General features: G+C 42.8%; 12 protein-coding genes. 6 read left to right on the forward strand and 6 right to left on the reverse strand.

Annotated features, from left to right (window positions below):
- Window positions 1–125 precede the first annotated feature (125 nt).
- The 3 genes from H5185_RS05935 to H5185_RS05945 all read left to right on the forward strand — a co-directional run bounded on the left by H5185_RS05935 (window position 126) and on the right by H5185_RS05945 (window position 5,257).
- A complete protein-coding gene (locus tag H5185_RS05935) occupies window positions 126–641 on the forward strand; it encodes a VF530 family protein (RefSeq protein ID WP_124015512.1) in 516 nt (171 codons plus the stop codon).
- A 336-nt stretch (window positions 642–977) separates the two neighbouring features.
- Entirely contained in the window at window positions 978–3,560 is a 2,583-nt protein-coding gene (locus tag H5185_RS05940; protein ID WP_182741584.1) for an acylase, read from the forward strand.
- Between the two features lie 227 nt (window positions 3,561–3,787).
- Window positions 3,788–5,257, forward strand: coding sequence for a carbon starvation protein A (locus H5185_RS05945; RefSeq protein ID WP_124015514.1), 1,470 nt, complete (start codon window positions 3,788–3,790; stop codon window positions 5,255–5,257).
- A 75-nt stretch (window positions 5,258–5,332) separates the two neighbouring features.
- On the opposite strand, the gene H5185_RS05950 is transcribed toward H5185_RS05945, so the two are convergent.
- Window positions 5,333–6,547 (reverse strand): 4Fe-4S binding protein, encoded by a 1,215-nt coding sequence (locus H5185_RS05950; protein WP_182741585.1) that lies wholly within the window; start codon window positions 6,545–6,547, stop codon window positions 5,333–5,335.
- A 245-nt stretch (window positions 6,548–6,792) separates the two neighbouring features.
- Between H5185_RS05950 and H5185_RS05955 the strand changes: the two genes are divergently transcribed.
- Entirely contained in the window at window positions 6,793–7,815 is a 1,023-nt protein-coding gene (locus tag H5185_RS05955; protein ID WP_182741586.1) for a DUF2817 domain-containing protein, read from the forward strand.
- 9 nt (window positions 7,816–7,824) lie between these two features.
- On the forward strand, window positions 7,825–8,625 hold the full coding sequence (locus H5185_RS05960) for an alpha/beta fold hydrolase (RefSeq protein ID WP_182741587.1): 801 nt from the start codon (window positions 7,825–7,827) through the stop codon (window positions 8,623–8,625).
- A 40-nt stretch (window positions 8,626–8,665) separates the two neighbouring features.
- Here the strand turns inward: H5185_RS05960 and H5185_RS05965 are convergent, their stop codons facing one another.
- Genes H5185_RS05965 through H5185_RS05980 form a run of 4 tightly spaced genes read right to left on the reverse strand, consistent with a single transcriptional unit; the run spans window position 8,666 to window position 12,866 of the window.
- A complete protein-coding gene (locus tag H5185_RS05965; protein ID WP_182741588.1) occupies window positions 8,666–9,565 on the reverse strand; it encodes a LysR family transcriptional regulator in 900 nt (299 codons plus the stop codon).
- A 28-nt stretch (window positions 9,566–9,593) separates the two neighbouring features.
- The gene (locus H5185_RS05970; RefSeq protein ID WP_182741589.1) at window positions 9,594–11,180 is read right to left on the reverse strand and encodes a cryptochrome/photolyase family protein; all 1,587 of its coding nucleotides are present in this window, start codon (window positions 11,178–11,180) and stop codon (window positions 9,594–9,596) included.
- 11 nt (window positions 11,181–11,191) lie between these two features.
- Complete coding sequence (locus tag H5185_RS05975) at window positions 11,192–11,332, reverse strand: DUF2256 domain-containing protein (protein WP_182741590.1); 141 nt, start codon at window positions 11,330–11,332, stop codon at window positions 11,192–11,194.
- The gene (locus H5185_RS05980; protein ID WP_220494417.1) at window positions 11,322–12,866 is read right to left on the reverse strand and encodes a cryptochrome/deoxyribodipyrimidine photo-lyase family protein; all 1,545 of its coding nucleotides are present in this window, start codon (window positions 12,864–12,866) and stop codon (window positions 11,322–11,324) included. Before H5185_RS05980 ends, H5185_RS05975 begins: the two co-directional genes overlap by 11 nt.
- 192 nt (window positions 12,867–13,058) lie before the next feature.
- On the opposite strand from H5185_RS05980, the gene H5185_RS05985 reads away from it, so the two are divergent.
- The gene (locus tag H5185_RS05985; protein ID WP_124015521.1) at window positions 13,059–13,697 is read left to right on the forward strand and encodes an NAD(P)-dependent oxidoreductase; all 639 of its coding nucleotides are present in this window, start codon (window positions 13,059–13,061) and stop codon (window positions 13,695–13,697) included.
- Window positions 13,698–14,011: 314 nt separating this feature from the next.
- On the opposite strand, the gene H5185_RS05990 is transcribed toward H5185_RS05985, so the two are convergent.
- Window positions 14,012–15,265, reverse strand: a complete 1,254-nt coding sequence (locus tag H5185_RS05990; protein WP_220494418.1) for a sigma-54-dependent Fis family transcriptional regulator — start codon at window positions 15,263–15,265, stop codon at window positions 14,012–14,014.
- Window positions 15,266–15,415 lie beyond the last annotated feature (150 nt).

A 15,415-nucleotide genomic window follows, 5' to 3' on the forward strand; every position in this document is an offset into this window, starting at 1 on the left:
CTGTAAGAAAGTCCATTTAATTTCAATACGCATCAGCGACTATGCAAGATGCATAAAGACGATAGCGTCATTTCACGGTAAACTATGTAGATTGTAGAGACAGCTTTTTGAGGTCATGAGAAAACATGGTAGAACTGCAGCAAAATAATCCACTTCACGGTTTAAAATCAGAAACGATGATTTCTGAGTTAGTGGCATTTTATGATTGGAAAATTTTATACGCCGCGTTGCGTTTAGAATGTTTCAACACTAATCCCAATATAGAAGCTTGTGTTAAGTTTCTTAAAAAAACCGAATGGGCCAGAGAACGCGTTGAAAATTTTTATTTGTATCGTTTTAAGCGTATGCCAAAAGGTAACTCTGCACAATTTGAACTAAAACCCCGAGAACGTGGCTTTGCTGATGGTATTTTACCACGCAAACCGCAACCTTTAACGGTTGAGTTAGTCGCAGAAATGAAAGCCAAAGCAACCGCCGATTATGAACAAATGAAGCATAATCAAAGTCGTTCATATGCTTCTCCGTCATCAGTTTCATATTCATCATCGAGTCGTTCAAATGACAGCGATGCAGCGACACAGCGTAGTAATAAAAATAAGCCTCAGCCGACATTTGATCCAAACAATCCGTGGAATAAATAACGGCTCGATTAATCTCATGTCCATACTAACGCAACCCAAAGATAATCATAATATTTTTGGGTTGCGTTTTTTATTGGGCATAAATTATATCTTAGTTAGCGATATAGCGTTCAGTGCCTTTCTAAGATTAGGTTGGCTATTTTTGTCAAGGTGTAGACACGCGACACAATGATTGCTTAAATAGAAATGCATGTCTTTGTTGTAATTAACTACGGCGCATTCGTATCAAGGTAACTGGGGTTATGTTGGTCGTGCTGTTAGCTTAATTTGAGGCATAAGGGATTAAGTACCTCACCCATTTTGCTATTAGCATTGGGATACAACAGGATAATAATAATGAAACTGAATAAAACCTTACTCGCCATAGGTATCGCATCTAGCGTGGTTATTGTTGGTTGCGGTGACGACACTCAATACGGTAAAACTCCTCAAGTCACACCTGAGCCTGAAGCCGCTCCTCTACTGCAAGCTTTTGCCCCTAATGGCACTTTAAAAGCGCAAATTCGTCGTACCCAATATGGGGTGCCGCACATTACCGCTGACAATTTAGAAAGTCTTGGTTTCGGTAACGGTTATGCCCAAGCGCAGGATAATTTATGTGTGATGGCGGATGGATTTATCAAAGCCAATTCAGAACGGTCGATGTACTTTGGTCCTCATGCATCGCTTGATTTTACAACTGGTCTTCCGACCAGTGAAGATAACGGTAACCTCATTTCCGACTTTGCATATAAAGCGTTAAAAATACGCCAGCTTGCTGAAAACCAATATTCGCAGTTTAGTTATAATTCGCGAGCACTAATGGAAGGGTTTAGTGCTGGATATAATCAATATCTTAGCGACATTGAAGCTGGGACTCAAACTGGCGAACCATTTTGCGCCGGTCAGCCGTGGGTTAAACCCATTACCGGTGTTGATGTGGCCAGCTATTTATTTTCTATTGCATTATTACCTGGTGCGGCAAACTTTTTAGATTTGATTTTTTATGCTAACCCCGGTGATGGCCAAGAATATTTACCGCGTATAGTGGGGCCGGCACCGTCTGCAGCACAGACCGCGTTTGTACATGATATGAACAACACTTTAATTGCCCGTGCGGCAAACATTACCACTCCAGAAACGAATCCTCGTAATTTGGGATCTAATGGTTGGGGATTAGGCAAAGACAAAACCGAAAATGGCAAAGGTATGGTTTTGGGTAATCCACATTTTCCGCATACTGGTAATTTACGCTTTTGGCAGTCACATTTAACCATACCAGGACAAATGGATGTGATGGGCGGTTCGTTAGTCGGTATGCCAGGGTTGGTTAACATAGGCTTTAACAAAGATGTTGCTTGGACGCATACCTTTTCTACCGCCGAACACTTTGTAATGTATAACCTTGAGTTAGTTTCAGGTGATAGATTGCAATATTTGTATGACGGGTCGCCATTGCCGATCACCAAAGAAACGGTTTCGATATTAGTTAATGGCGGCGCGGCAGGCATGCTGGTGGCGGAAAAAGATATTTATACCACAGCTAAAGGCCCAATGGTTGAAGCGCCGCCAACATTAGCGCCGTTTGGGTGGGATGATGGTCAAGCTTTCTTTATTCAAGATGCCAATATGGCCAACAAAGATCCGATTGATCATTGGTTAGCCATGAACCTCGCTAGCAATAAAGATGAATTTCAACAAGCGTTTAAAAATTATGATGGGGTAATATTCAATAACACCATGTATGCCGATAAAGAAGGTAATGCATTTTATATTGATGATTCTACTGTGCCGGGTTTTTCTGATTTAATGATCGATATTATTAGAACCACCCCAGCGATTGTTGCGGCTAAAGCACAGGCGGGATTTACTATTCTACCTGGTAATACCTCCGCATTTAGTTTTAGCGAGCCTATGCCTTACGAGCGTGCGCCCAAGCTTGAGCGAAGTGACTTTGTACAAAATTCAAATAACTCATTTTGGTCGACCAACCTTGCTGCTCCTTTAGAAAACTTCTCTCCTTTATACGGACCAGAACGAGGCCCATTGTCGCTCCGCACTCGCATGGGGTTAACCTTAATGAATGATGCTGCGGGTGATGACGGGAAATTTAATATTGACGAATTAGAAGCTGCTTTGTTATCTAACCGCGCCTATCTCGCTGAAATTGTGTTAACTGATTTAATTAGCCAATGTGATCAACAAGGTTCTACGCCTGTGATGGTGAGTGCAACATTGTCTAAAGATATCTCAGCATCGTGTGCAGCATTAAAAGCCTGGAACGGTAAACAAGATAATGACAGTAAAGGGGGAGCGTTAATTCGTGAGTTTGCCCATCAATTTGATCAAAATACTATGTTAACTGAGCCGTTTGATTATATGAGCGCCGCAAGCACACCTAATAAGCTTAATACTGATGGCAGCGCATTAATGGCTTTAGCCCATGCGGCGTTGAATCTCGAAGCGGCAGGCTTTGCTGTTGATGCTGCATTAGGGGACGTGCAATTTGTTGAAAAGTCACTCCCTGATGGCAGTGCTTCTGGGGTTAAGTTACCTTGGCCTGGTAGTCATAATGCTGAGGGGGGATTCAACGTATTTTCAACCAGTTTATCTGGTGATGACACCTTAATCCCTCAACATAAATACGCACCAGTATTAGATGTTGTGACAGGTAAAGCGACAGCATCAGGATTAACCGCACAAGGATATCAAGTGCGTTATGGTTCAAGTTGGATGATGACCGTCAGCTTTACTGATGATGGTCCTAAAGCAAAAGGTATTTTGACTTATTCGGAATCGAGCAACGTACTAAGCCCGAGCTTTTCTGATCAGAGTGAATTGTATTCTACACAAAAGCAGTTACGTCCATTGTTATTCACTGAGGCAGAGATCCAAGCATCACTTGAATCCACTACAGAGCTGACCTACCAACGAAATTAGTAGTGGTCAGACCAAATAAACCAACCTGTTAGTTGCAGGTTGGTTTTCCATCAACAATTAACTAAGTTTGTGATTAAAATCAATAAAGCTATCAAATTAGCCCCATTCTGTGCCGCTTTTAGATTATCAACCCCTACTTTGGTATAAGAAGACCTAGCTTGACCTATTCTTGTAACTACAACAAACTCACAACTAAATATTATTATAATTAATGGGATAACAAAACAATGTTGATTTTTCTTATTTGTATTGGCGTGCTGCTGCTTGCATACAAGTTTTATAGTCCGTTTGTAGAACGACAAGCTGGTATTGACCCTAACGCAAAAACCCCCCAAGCGCGTTTTGAAGATGGTGTTGACTATGTTCCTGTTCATCCAGCGAAAGCGTTTTTAATTCAATTTCTTAATATTGCCGGAGTTGGACCGATATTCGGCCCCATTTTAGGTGCGTTGTACGGCCCTATTGCACTGGTGTGGATTGTGCTGGGTAATATACTGGGTGGTGCAGTACACGATTATTTTTCTGGCGTAATGAGCATTAAGGAAGACGGTAAAAGCTTACCTGAAATTGCAGGGCATTATTTTAACATCTACTTTAAAGCGGCCATGTTGATCTTTACCGCTATGCTGCTGTTCTTTGTTGGCGTGGTGTTTATCATGAGCCCAGCAGGTTTGCTGAGTAACTTAGATTATTTTAAAGATACTATTTTTGCTAATAATACCTTTTGGGTATTAGTTATTTTAGCTTACTACTTCTTCGCAACATTACTGCCGATAGACAAAATTATTACTAAGCTTTATCCCTTTTTTGGCGCGCTAATGATTGTGATGACAACCTCTATTGCAGTGGCGTTATTAATCCATGCGCCACAACTACCAGAATTTGGCGATGTATTTGCTTATTTTAATCACAGCCACTACAACAATGATTTATTAGAGCCTAATCCAGACGGTTTACCTGTATGGCCATTATTGTTTGTGACCATTACTTGTGGTGCCATCAGTGGTTTCCATTCAACGCAAGCTCCGATTATGGCCCGTTGTTTAACCAACGAAAAGTATGTTCGTCCAGTGTATTATGGCGCCATGGTTGCTGAAGGTATTGTTGCTTGTGTATGGGCAACAGCGGGTATTGCTGCATTCCCTGGTGGTTATGTTGAGCTAAAAGCTATTCTTGCTCAAGGTGGCCCAGGTATGGTGGTTAATCAAGTCGCAACCACTTACTTAGGTGTTATCGGTGGTATTATGGCGGTTATCGCGGTTGCTGTATTCCCTATTACATCTGGTGATACTGCATTTAGATCGTTACGTCTAACCATTATCGATGCGTTTAAAATTCCACAAAGCATGACTAACCGTCTGTTAGTTGCGGTACCTGTGTTAATTATCGCTTACTTTATGACCAAAATTGACTTTACGTTAATTTGGCGTTACTTCGCATTCTCTAATATGTTGTTATCTACCAGCGTATTGTGGCTAGCGACTAAGTATCTGTTTGATCGCGGCGCGTTCCATTGGATTGTTAGTCTGCCTGCTATTATCGGTACTTGTGTGACTCTGTCGTACATTTTAACCGCCGGTATTGGCTTAGGTTTTCCACAAGAGATGAGCCAGCCAGCGGGTATCGTGGTGGGGGTAGTGTGTCTTATCGCTCTGATTATTGCGCACAACAAGCGTAAAGTGACTCCTGCTGCATAATTTTTTACAGCGTTAATTCATTCAAAGGGCTGCTTAATGCAGCCCTTTTTATTGCTCAGCTAAAAATCGATGTGATTAGTGACCCACACGATCAAGCTTTTGTATCAGTTCCATCTTAATACTATTGGGTGTTTGGCTGTGCCAGTAGCCACTGACGTAAGCAAATAGCGGTAACATGAACATAGTGGTCAGCAACACTATTAATATCCCTCTGGCGGATAGCTGAATACCATTACGAGTACTAAATTGTAGAGCTTGTTTTTTTGGACAAGCTGATACACAACGCATACAGGCTTGGCACTCGTCGGAGCGAATATTTTTTTGAGTATGCACTGATATATTAGCAGGGCATGCGCGAGTACATTTATCGCAACTCATGCCTTTGGCATCAATTAAACAATGTTGAGTATCGCGGCGTATTTTGAATGGGCTTAAAAAACTGACAATACCTAACAGTGCGCCATAGGGGCAAATATAACGGCAAAAACCTTGGCGACGCCATGCTGCTAAGGCAAAGATAACACTAAAACCTATCAGTGCAGCTATGGATGGCATCATAAAAAACACAGCCATTTTTAAGTCAGCTACTTTGTGATAATTGCCCTCTAAGTAGTGGGGAATACTTGCCGATGGCATAGAAATGACCAAATAAAGCAGCGCTGCGAGTAGTAAATACTTGACCATTCTCAGTGGCCAGTCAATCCATGCTGGTGGTAATAGTTCAGCATGAATAACACGCTTTCTGAGTTTATACAGGTATTCACCAGCAAGTCCCAGCGGGCAAGCCCAGCCACAAAAAGCGCGTTTGCACACCACACCGGTAAGTAGGACGACACAGAGCATCACTACCGCCGCGGGGTGATTTTGATCCCACAGGCCTAAGGTTAAAATTGCTTTAAGTTCTATGCCGCCAGCAATAGGTAAAAATGCATCACCGATATCGGGTCGCATTAACCAAGGTGTTTCTCCTGCATATAATAAGCCTGCGTTGATGGCATATTGCACCCCGACTAATAACATCGCCAGGGCAAAAAAATGTTGGCAAATTTCACGTACTTGGTTGGGTCTACCTTCAGCATTAGCAAATGCAGGTTGGTATTGCCCTACTGCGGTGACGATTAATACTGACACGAGCAATAGGAGCAATAATGGCCAAAAAAAACTGGCTAAGGTGGCACCAAGTAATAATGCTCCGCTAGCGAGTGCCCCCCATTTTTTGCCACTCCAATACAGTAGGCTAGTGCTATACACTAGGGCTAGCATTAAGGTGATTGATTCAATTGTGCTCATTATCCAATGCCTGTGCTGTGGTTCTCTCGGTTAATAATGATAAAACCTCAGCATTCAAGCGAATGTGAGTTGGGTCGCCAAACTTAATAATAGTTTTCTAAATATATGATCTATATTGGTTTGTTTTATTTATGTAAACATTGTTAAGTCTTGTGTTAATTAGCTTGTTTCAATTGATTGTCATTAACCTGTCTTATTTTTTCGTTAACGTATTAAGATGATTTTGTGAAAGTAAAAAGTGGCTAATGGCTAGGTTTTCATTTGAGCATTCCTTCGAGATAGACACCTTAAAGCGCTTGATTGCTCAGCATCAGCAGCAATTTCGCCATCAGTCCTTGGCAGATTTATATTACCGTGGTGAAAAATTGTCGGTTACAGCCATTGAGCTAGGTCAACAGCAACAGCCATGTCCTACGGTATTGTTTGTTGGCGGGGTCCATGGGGTTGAGCGCATCGGTGCCCAAGTGATTTTGGCCTTTTTAGACAGCTTACTCAATCGGTTACCATGGGATACTCACTTACAGCAATTATTGCAACACGTGCGCTTAGCCTTTGTCCCCGTTGTGAATCCGGTTGGCTTTTTGCGTGGCAGCCGAGGTAATGGTAACAATGTTGATTTAATGCGTAATGCTCCCATTGATTCAGATGAAGACGTGACCTTTCTTGTCGGCGGTCAGCGACTTTCGCCGCGTTTGCCTTGGTATCGAGGGCAAAATGGTATGGAGCTAGAAACCCATGCGTTAGTGAGCTATGTGCAACAATTACAGCAAGACAGCAGCAGTGTTATGGTGCTCGATGCTCACTCAGGTTTTGGTTTACAGGATCATTTGTGGTTTCCCCATGCGCATACTCGACAACCCTTTGAAGGCATGGGTTATATTTATCAGTTAATGCAGTTGTTCGAAAAAGGCTATCCGCATCACAGCCATTATCAGTTAGCACCTCAAAGCCATTTCTATCGTACTCACGGTGATATTTGGGATTATTTGGTGGCGAGTAATGTCAGCGGGAAACCGTTTATTCCGTTAACCTTAGAAATGGGCTCGTGGGCTTGGGTACGTAAAAATCCACGTCAGCTATTTAACTTCTCTGGTTATTTTAATCCGCAAAAAACACATCGGCATCAACGTATTTTACGCCGTCACCTGGTATTAATGCAGTTCATTATAGATGCAGCTTATGCGCAAATTATTGAACAAATAAAACCCCAACAACTGACACAATTGACTCAACAAGCTAAGCGCTTCTGGTCTAAAAAGGCTAAGTGAGGATAAACGATGACCACCTTAGTGTTACTCAGAGGCTTAATGCGCGACAGCCGCCATTGGTCTGGTTTTGACCAGCGTTTAAACCAGCAAGGGCTCAATGTCATTTGTGTTGACTTGCCCGGTAATGGCCTACTGGTCAATCAACTTAGCCCAGGTAAGATGCAAGACTATTGCGAGGCGGTGTGGCAACAAATTGATGCCGCTTTGCTCAAGCAGGCCATGCTGCCAAGCCAAGTTAAGTTGGTCTTGGTGGGATTATCAATGGGCGGTATGTTGGCGCTAACCATGGCGGCGCAGTGTCGCTCACGAATTCAGCATGTGGTGTTAATTAACAGCAGTGCGGCCAACTTGTCGCCTTGGTATTATCGGTTTCAATGTGTCGGCTTAGTGACCTCTATAACGCATGTTTTACTAAGGTTTTTGCGCTCTGGCTTAGCGAGTTCTCAGCAAGCCAACACAGGCAGAGGTCACTGGTTAGAAGCGATTGTCGTTGATTTTACCAGCAGGCATTTTAGTCACAACATTGAAGTGATTAATGCTTGGAGTTTACTGAGATTGCAATGCCATACATCATTTATCAATGGACTAAGGCAATTGTACGCTTCGGCCCGTTTTCATGGTCCTGAATTGAATAACATACCGGTCAGCGTGATAGTCGCCAATCAAGATAAGTTAGCTCACCCCAAATGCAGCGAACAGTTAGCGTTATTTTATCAAACACAGTTACATAAAATGGATGATTGCGGCCATGATGCCAGTCTCGATCAGCCACTGAAATTACAACAACTATTACTGGATATTATTCGTTAGAAGTCAGTTATTAGGGCTTATCGAATCGTGATTAGTGACTCTAGCTTGCTTGCCATTTTTTTATGTCTTGCTGCCAAGCGTCGGCGGTAAAGTCGATAAATGCTCTGACGACGGTTTGTTGATAACTGCGCGACAAATACACGGCCCATATGGTTTTACCTGGTACCGTCAGTTGGGGTAATACTTCAACCAGTTCTTGGCGTTCAAGGTAGCCATTGGCTAAATCGGTAGGTAAACAGACTATGCCATTGCCGCGACGGGCTGCATTGATTAATACGCCCATGTCGTTGGCTTGTAAATTACCGCTCACATCCAATAGGTGAGGTTGTGAGTCTGCAATTATTTCCCAGCGTTGCTGACTAGAGTGGCGTAAACAGTTGTGTTGCAATAAGTCATTAACCGATTCGATGGCTGAATGTTTGGCGAGATAGTCTGGGGAGGCACAAATGACGCTATCGATGTGCATTAAGCGTCTAGCTATTAAGCTTTCATCTGGCTGATGGGTGTAACGCAGGGCGATATCAACCCTGTCGTTAACCAATTGTGAGACATTATCCGACAGTAATAGTTGTATATTAACCTGAGGATGTTGCAGGCAAAAATCCTCAACTACGTCATACAGTTTGTGTTGCCCAAGTCCAATGGGCGAGGCGATACGGATACTGCCTACCAGTTCATTATTATGACTATTGGCGCGACTCTCCATCGCGGTGACTTCACTTAAAATACGCTGGCAATAATTCAGTGCTTCTTCGCCTTGTAAGGTAAGACTCACTTGGCGAGTGGTGCGATGTAATAATCGCAACCCCAACCATTGCTCAACTTCTTTGATATGGCGTGACACTTGTAAACGGCTTAAACCTAGTTGCTCGGCAGCTTGGGTAAAGCTGCCACAACTGGCCACTTCCACAAAGCTGCGTATAGCAGATATTTTGTCCATAACATCATCCTATCGCGACAGCCAAAGGTTATAAGCTTTCTATATTTTCCAATAGGTTATCGGCTTTGTTAATAATGGCCTGTTGCGTGTGCGCATCCATTTTTTGCCAGTTTTTATACACCATAGTCATGCGAGGGTTGTGTTGAAATTTCTCTTGATGGCGTTGAATAAAATGCCAATATAAACTGTTGAATGGGCAGGCGTTATCTTCTGTCTTGAGTTTGACATTGTAATGGCAGCTTTTGCAATAGTCGCTCATTTTGTTCAAATAGTTACCGCTGGCGGCATACGGTTTGGTGGCCACAATGCCGCCGTCGGCAAATTGAGTCATCCCGCGGGTATTGGGCATTTCGACCCATTCGATGGCATCAATGTAAATGCCCAAATACCACTGGTCGACGTCATCTGGATTGATACCCGCGAGTAAACTAAAACAGCCCGTGACCATTAACCGTTGAATATGGTGGGCATAGGCATAATCGAGCGACTGTTTTATGGTGTGGTGCATGCAATTCATCTTAGTGTTGGCGGTCCAAAAATACTCCGGCAGAGGGCGTTGTGCTTGCAAGGCATTTTGCGTCGCGTAGTCGGGCATATTGATCCAATAAATACCGCGGACATATTCGCGCCAACCGAGTATTTGGCGGACAAAACCCTCTACTTGGGCCAGTGAAATATCATCTTGATGCGCTTGCCAATGGGCGATAACTTTATTGATGACTTCGCTAGGTGAAATCATTTTGCTGTTAAGCGCAAACGATAATCTTGAATGATATAGACTCCAATCCGCACGACTATTTTCGGTCATTGCATCTTGAAAATGACCAAAGCGGATTAATAAATGCTGGCAAAAAAAGTCAAGCAACTCACGTGATTGGCGTCGATTAAGCGGCCATAATAATTGGCTTTCTGCTTTGCCTATGGTGTTGATATTATGGCGCTTAAGTCGGGCTAAAATATCACTGACGTCGTTGGCAAACATTAATGGCGCAGGAATATCGCCAAGGTCATTCTTTTTAAAGCTGGCACGGTTTCGCTGGTCAAAGTTCCACTGGCCTCCCAAAGGTTCTCCATCTTGCATCAGCACATTAAAACGTTTGCGCATCCGCCGATAAAAGAACTCCATTTTGGCGTGTTTTTTCGGGGTGAATTCAGTTTGAATATCGCTAAACGGCAGTAAAAAATGTTCACTGTCAGTGCTATTGATAGCAATGCCTGGTAGTAAAAGAGAGCCCAATTGCTTGGCTAAACGGTATTCGTCAGCGTGTTGGTATTGAAAATGGGTTAATTGATACGTTGCAGTAATGTGTTCAAGCAAGGCGGGTAGGTCGGCATAGTGCTGGGTTTCATCTAAGGTCAGGTACAAAACTTGATGACCACTCTTGGCTAAGGCCTGTGCAAATTGCGCCATAGAGGCAAAAAAGGCACAGACCTTCTGCACATGATGAGTGACGTAGCTTGCTTCTTGTCCCAACTCGGCAATCAAATACACCACATTAGGATCGACTTGTTTAAACCAGGAGTGTGACGCATTAAGTTGATCGCCCAAGATGAGTCTCAATGTGCTGGTTTCTGGCAATAATGTTGGTGAAGCATTGGTGTAAAGTGTCGTCATGGTGATTACCTTTATTCAGATTTATGTCGGCGACAGCGTTCAGAACAATATTTAACCTTGTCCCAATCTTTAGCCCATTTTTTACGCCACGCAAACGGGCGTTGGCAAACTAAACAGACTTTATGCTCAAGATGGAGTTTTTTATGTGTCATGACGGTCTTTAGCCTGAGTTGTTGCTATCGGTTTGCCCTTAGTTCGTTTTCGCTTAGGGCTAACATGACGACCTAATACCGCAGCGATATGGCGTTTAACTTGAGGTTGATCGCGATATGACCACAAGCGATCGCGGGCAATTTGTGATGCCAGAGTAAGATCTATCATAGGTTCAGGGTAATCACGGCCTAAGATTAGGTCATTGAAAATAGCTTCCATTGGCGGTTGCAGCCAAGGTTGATGAATATACTCATTGGGTAAGTTGGTGAGCTCTGGGCACCACAATCGAATAAACTCCCCACGTGGATCTTGGTCTTGTGACTGCTTGATGGGATTGTATAAGCGTATGGTGTTAATGCCTGTCACCGAGGCTTGCATTTGCAGTTGCGGGTAATGGATCCCAGGTTCAAAATCGAGAAAATAATTGGCTAACGGTAAGCTAGCATGTTGCCACGCAATGTTTAAATGATGGGTAACAAAACTGACCAACATGGCGCGCATTCTAAAATTGATATAACCAGTCTCTCGTAAACAGCGCATGCAGGCATCAATAATGGGGATCCCCGTTTGGCCTTCAGCCCAGCGCTGAATATCTTGCGCTACGTTGTCGTCGCTGCGATAAGGATAATCTAGATACCCAGGGTTTACCGGGGTGAATTCCATGCTGCATTGGCTTTCAAATTTCTGCATAAAATGGCAATGCCAATGTAGGCGCGACATCATCGCTAATAAAGGCTTTTTCCACGCTTTATTGCTGGTTTGTACTGCGTTATAACGGGTTAATGTCGCTTGATACACTTGCTTTAAACTGATGTTTCCCCATGCTAAATAAGGTGATAAGCGTGAACAGTGGCTGCGACTTAAGCTTGGGCTCGAAATACTGCGTTGGTAGTCTTTACCACGGTAGCTTAGAAAACTGCTCAGTATTGCTCTAGCCGCTTTAGGACCACCCGTTTGGAATTGATCGTTGTCTGTAATGATGGCCTGATCGATAAGCGGAGTATGATAGTTATCGAGCTTTTGCAGCGGACATTGTTGCCAATTGGGGACCGCAATAGGGCTGTTCATCACTTGTTGCCAGTGTTGATCCCAGGCTTGACGATGCTTGCGCCCTCGAACTACCGCACCTGTTGGTGATTGTTGCCAATGGATCTGTTGCTGATGACACCAGAGTGCCACCGCTTTATCGCGCTCAAAGCTGTTGTGTAGACCAATCTCTTGATGGCTGAACATAGTGTTAATTTCAAACTGTTGTGATAACTCGTCCAGTAAATCAATTATTGGTACACAAAAGGCATACACCTGACCATTAAATCGCGCCAGTTGTTGATTCATGTCTTGCAGCGACTGCCACACAAAGCGCCAATGACGTTGATTATAATGCGAGTCAGCCAGCATAAAGGGTTCAAAATCATAAATGAGCAAGCAGGGTAAATCATGGTTAAACGCATCGACCAGCGGCTGATGATCAGACAAGCGCAAGTCGCGTTTAAACCAGACGATATTAATAGCCTGTTTGATCGTGTCGGGCATGGCGCCAAAAATCTCATGGTGAATTAGGCTATTAGATACGCATTAGCACGCCGTTTAGATTGCTTTAAACTACACAATTATGATTTATTTTGTATCTATAAATGAAACAATTAAGCGCAATAAGTGATATTTATCTCGGATTATGTTGTCTATACACTGGCTTCATTGTTAATTAATAGAGCGAGACAAAACATGAAACTAGCAGTATTAGGCGCAACAGGTTGGATTGGTGGCACTATCATGCAGCAGGCTATTAGCCGTGGTCATGAAGTGGTTGCCGTCGTTCGCGACGCCAGCAAAGTCAATCAAGATGTGGCCGTACGAACACTTGATTTAACCACTATGACAAGCGATGCCATAGCTAGCGCATTTGCCGACGTTGATGTGGTGATAGCGTCAATCGGTGGCCGCGCCGCACAAAATCATCAAGTGGTAGCACAAACCGCACAGCAATTATTACAGCACTTACCTCAAGCAGGCACACCGCGTTTGTTGTGGGTCGGTGGTGCTGGTAGTTTAGAAGTCGCGCCAGGGGTGACGTTAGTGTCAACAGCAGAATTCCCTGAAGAATATAAAGCCGAAGCCATCGCCCAAGGTGAAGCATTGGCAGTATTCCGCGCTACCGATTCTGCTATCAAGTGGACTTATGTTAGTCCCGCCGCCTTTATCTTCCCTGGCGAGTCCGAAGGCCAGTACCGTGTAGGTGGCGATGAATTCTTTACTGATGCAGATGGCCAAAGCCGAGTGTCAGTAGTCGATTACGCCAAAGCCATGTTAGATGAAGCCGAAAATGCTAAGCATATTAATCAACGTATTAGCGTTGCTTACTAAGTGATATTAGGTGGGTGATTAATCGAAACAGGCCAAAATGGCCTGTTTTTTATTCTTGTGGATGTAAAAGGTCTGGATGAGGATTAAAATATGGCGAGATAAGCTGTTTTGAATAGATTTACTTGATTTAAAAATACTATATCTTCTGTTCTGTTCTATTTTCTTTTCGGTTACCAGTCTTAGTTTTGGAATGATGGCATTTACTGTCCTAATTATACCTTTGAGGTTGTTTTTGTTACACAATTCAAGATATTAATTAGCTTTCAAGCTTCTGGTTCCTATTGCTTGTGTAATGTTCACCCGCTGCTCTGTATCTACTTTAACTTTCTATATAATGAGCGAGTGCTAATACCGGCCAAAGTTGCTGCTTTGTCTTTATCTCCATTGACACTCTCTATAAGCCGCTGTAAATATTTTAGTTCATTGTCTTTCAAATCAGTAATAGACTTTGAATTACCTGCTGTTTTTTGATCGATTTCAAGACAGCTTTTAATAACATGCTGATCTATAATGAGTGTGTCCGCTAGCACAAGTGCACGGGATAATATATTCCGCAGTTCACGAATATTACCCACAAAGTCATGCTCTCTTAATAAATTGATTGCAGAATCAGTCATTCTGTATTTCCCACTGCCATCTATTCGCTGCAGAATTGCGGTTGTTAAAAGTCCTATATCTTCTTTACGTTTATTCAAAGAGGGTATATGAATAGGGAATACATTAATGCGATAGTACAAGTCACTTCTGAACTCCCCACGCTCTACCATTGAAAAAAGATCTTGGTGAGTCGCACAAATCAGTCTGAAATCAGACCGCTTAGTTTCTCGACTGCCTACGGGGCGATAAGTGCCGGTTTCAATTAGACGCAATAGCTTTATTTGTAGCTCATAAGGCACATCGCCTATCTCATCTAAAAACAATGTACCGCCGTTAGCCACCTCAACTAGGCCATCTTTATTGTACAACGCTCCAGTAAAAGCCCCTTTTACATGGCCAAATAATTCACTTTCAAATAATGTTTCTGTAAGACCTGAGCATTCTAGTATCACCATTGGCTGAGTCTTTCGATTACTTGCTAGGTGTAAAGCTGAAGCCGCTATTTCTTTACCAGTACCTGTTTCTCCCAGTAATAATACAGATGCTTCTGTTGGGCCAACGCGTGTAATATTTTCGACCAATTGGTTAAAAATAGGGCTGGCGCCAACCATTTCATTACCGTCAATTTTGGGATTTGCCAATGTGACTGACTTTAACAATTCGACAAAGAATTTTGCCTGCCCCTTGTCGTCTAAAATAGGAAGAATTTCAATGTCAACATGCTCTTTTCCTCGAGGAGAATGATGAATATGCAATACACGTTGTTTTTTTCCAGAAATACCTGCAGCAGGTAATGGGCAAGCTTCTCCAGCTTGGTCGCAGGGAACCTCATTATTATGTGACGCCTTGTAGCAATAAGCTGGTTGGTTTTGATCTATAGCGCCAAAAATTTCAAGATACTTTTGATTACTTGCAAGGATCCGATATTGAGGGGTGACCAAAATAGCAGGGCAGTCATAAGCATTTAGCATAGTGGCAAAATCTTGATTTATATCTAGGAGGCAAATCGACATAACGGACTCCATTTTTGTCAATATAATTGTCAGATATGACAATTATATTAATAAAATCACAAAAAAATAATATTAATAAAACGCATAAAGTTGATATTAATCAATATT

It is taken from the genome of Shewanella sp. SG44-6, from assembly GCF_014164185.1.
Classification (GTDB): domain Bacteria; phylum Pseudomonadota; class Gammaproteobacteria; order Enterobacterales; family Shewanellaceae; genus Shewanella; species Shewanella vesiculosa.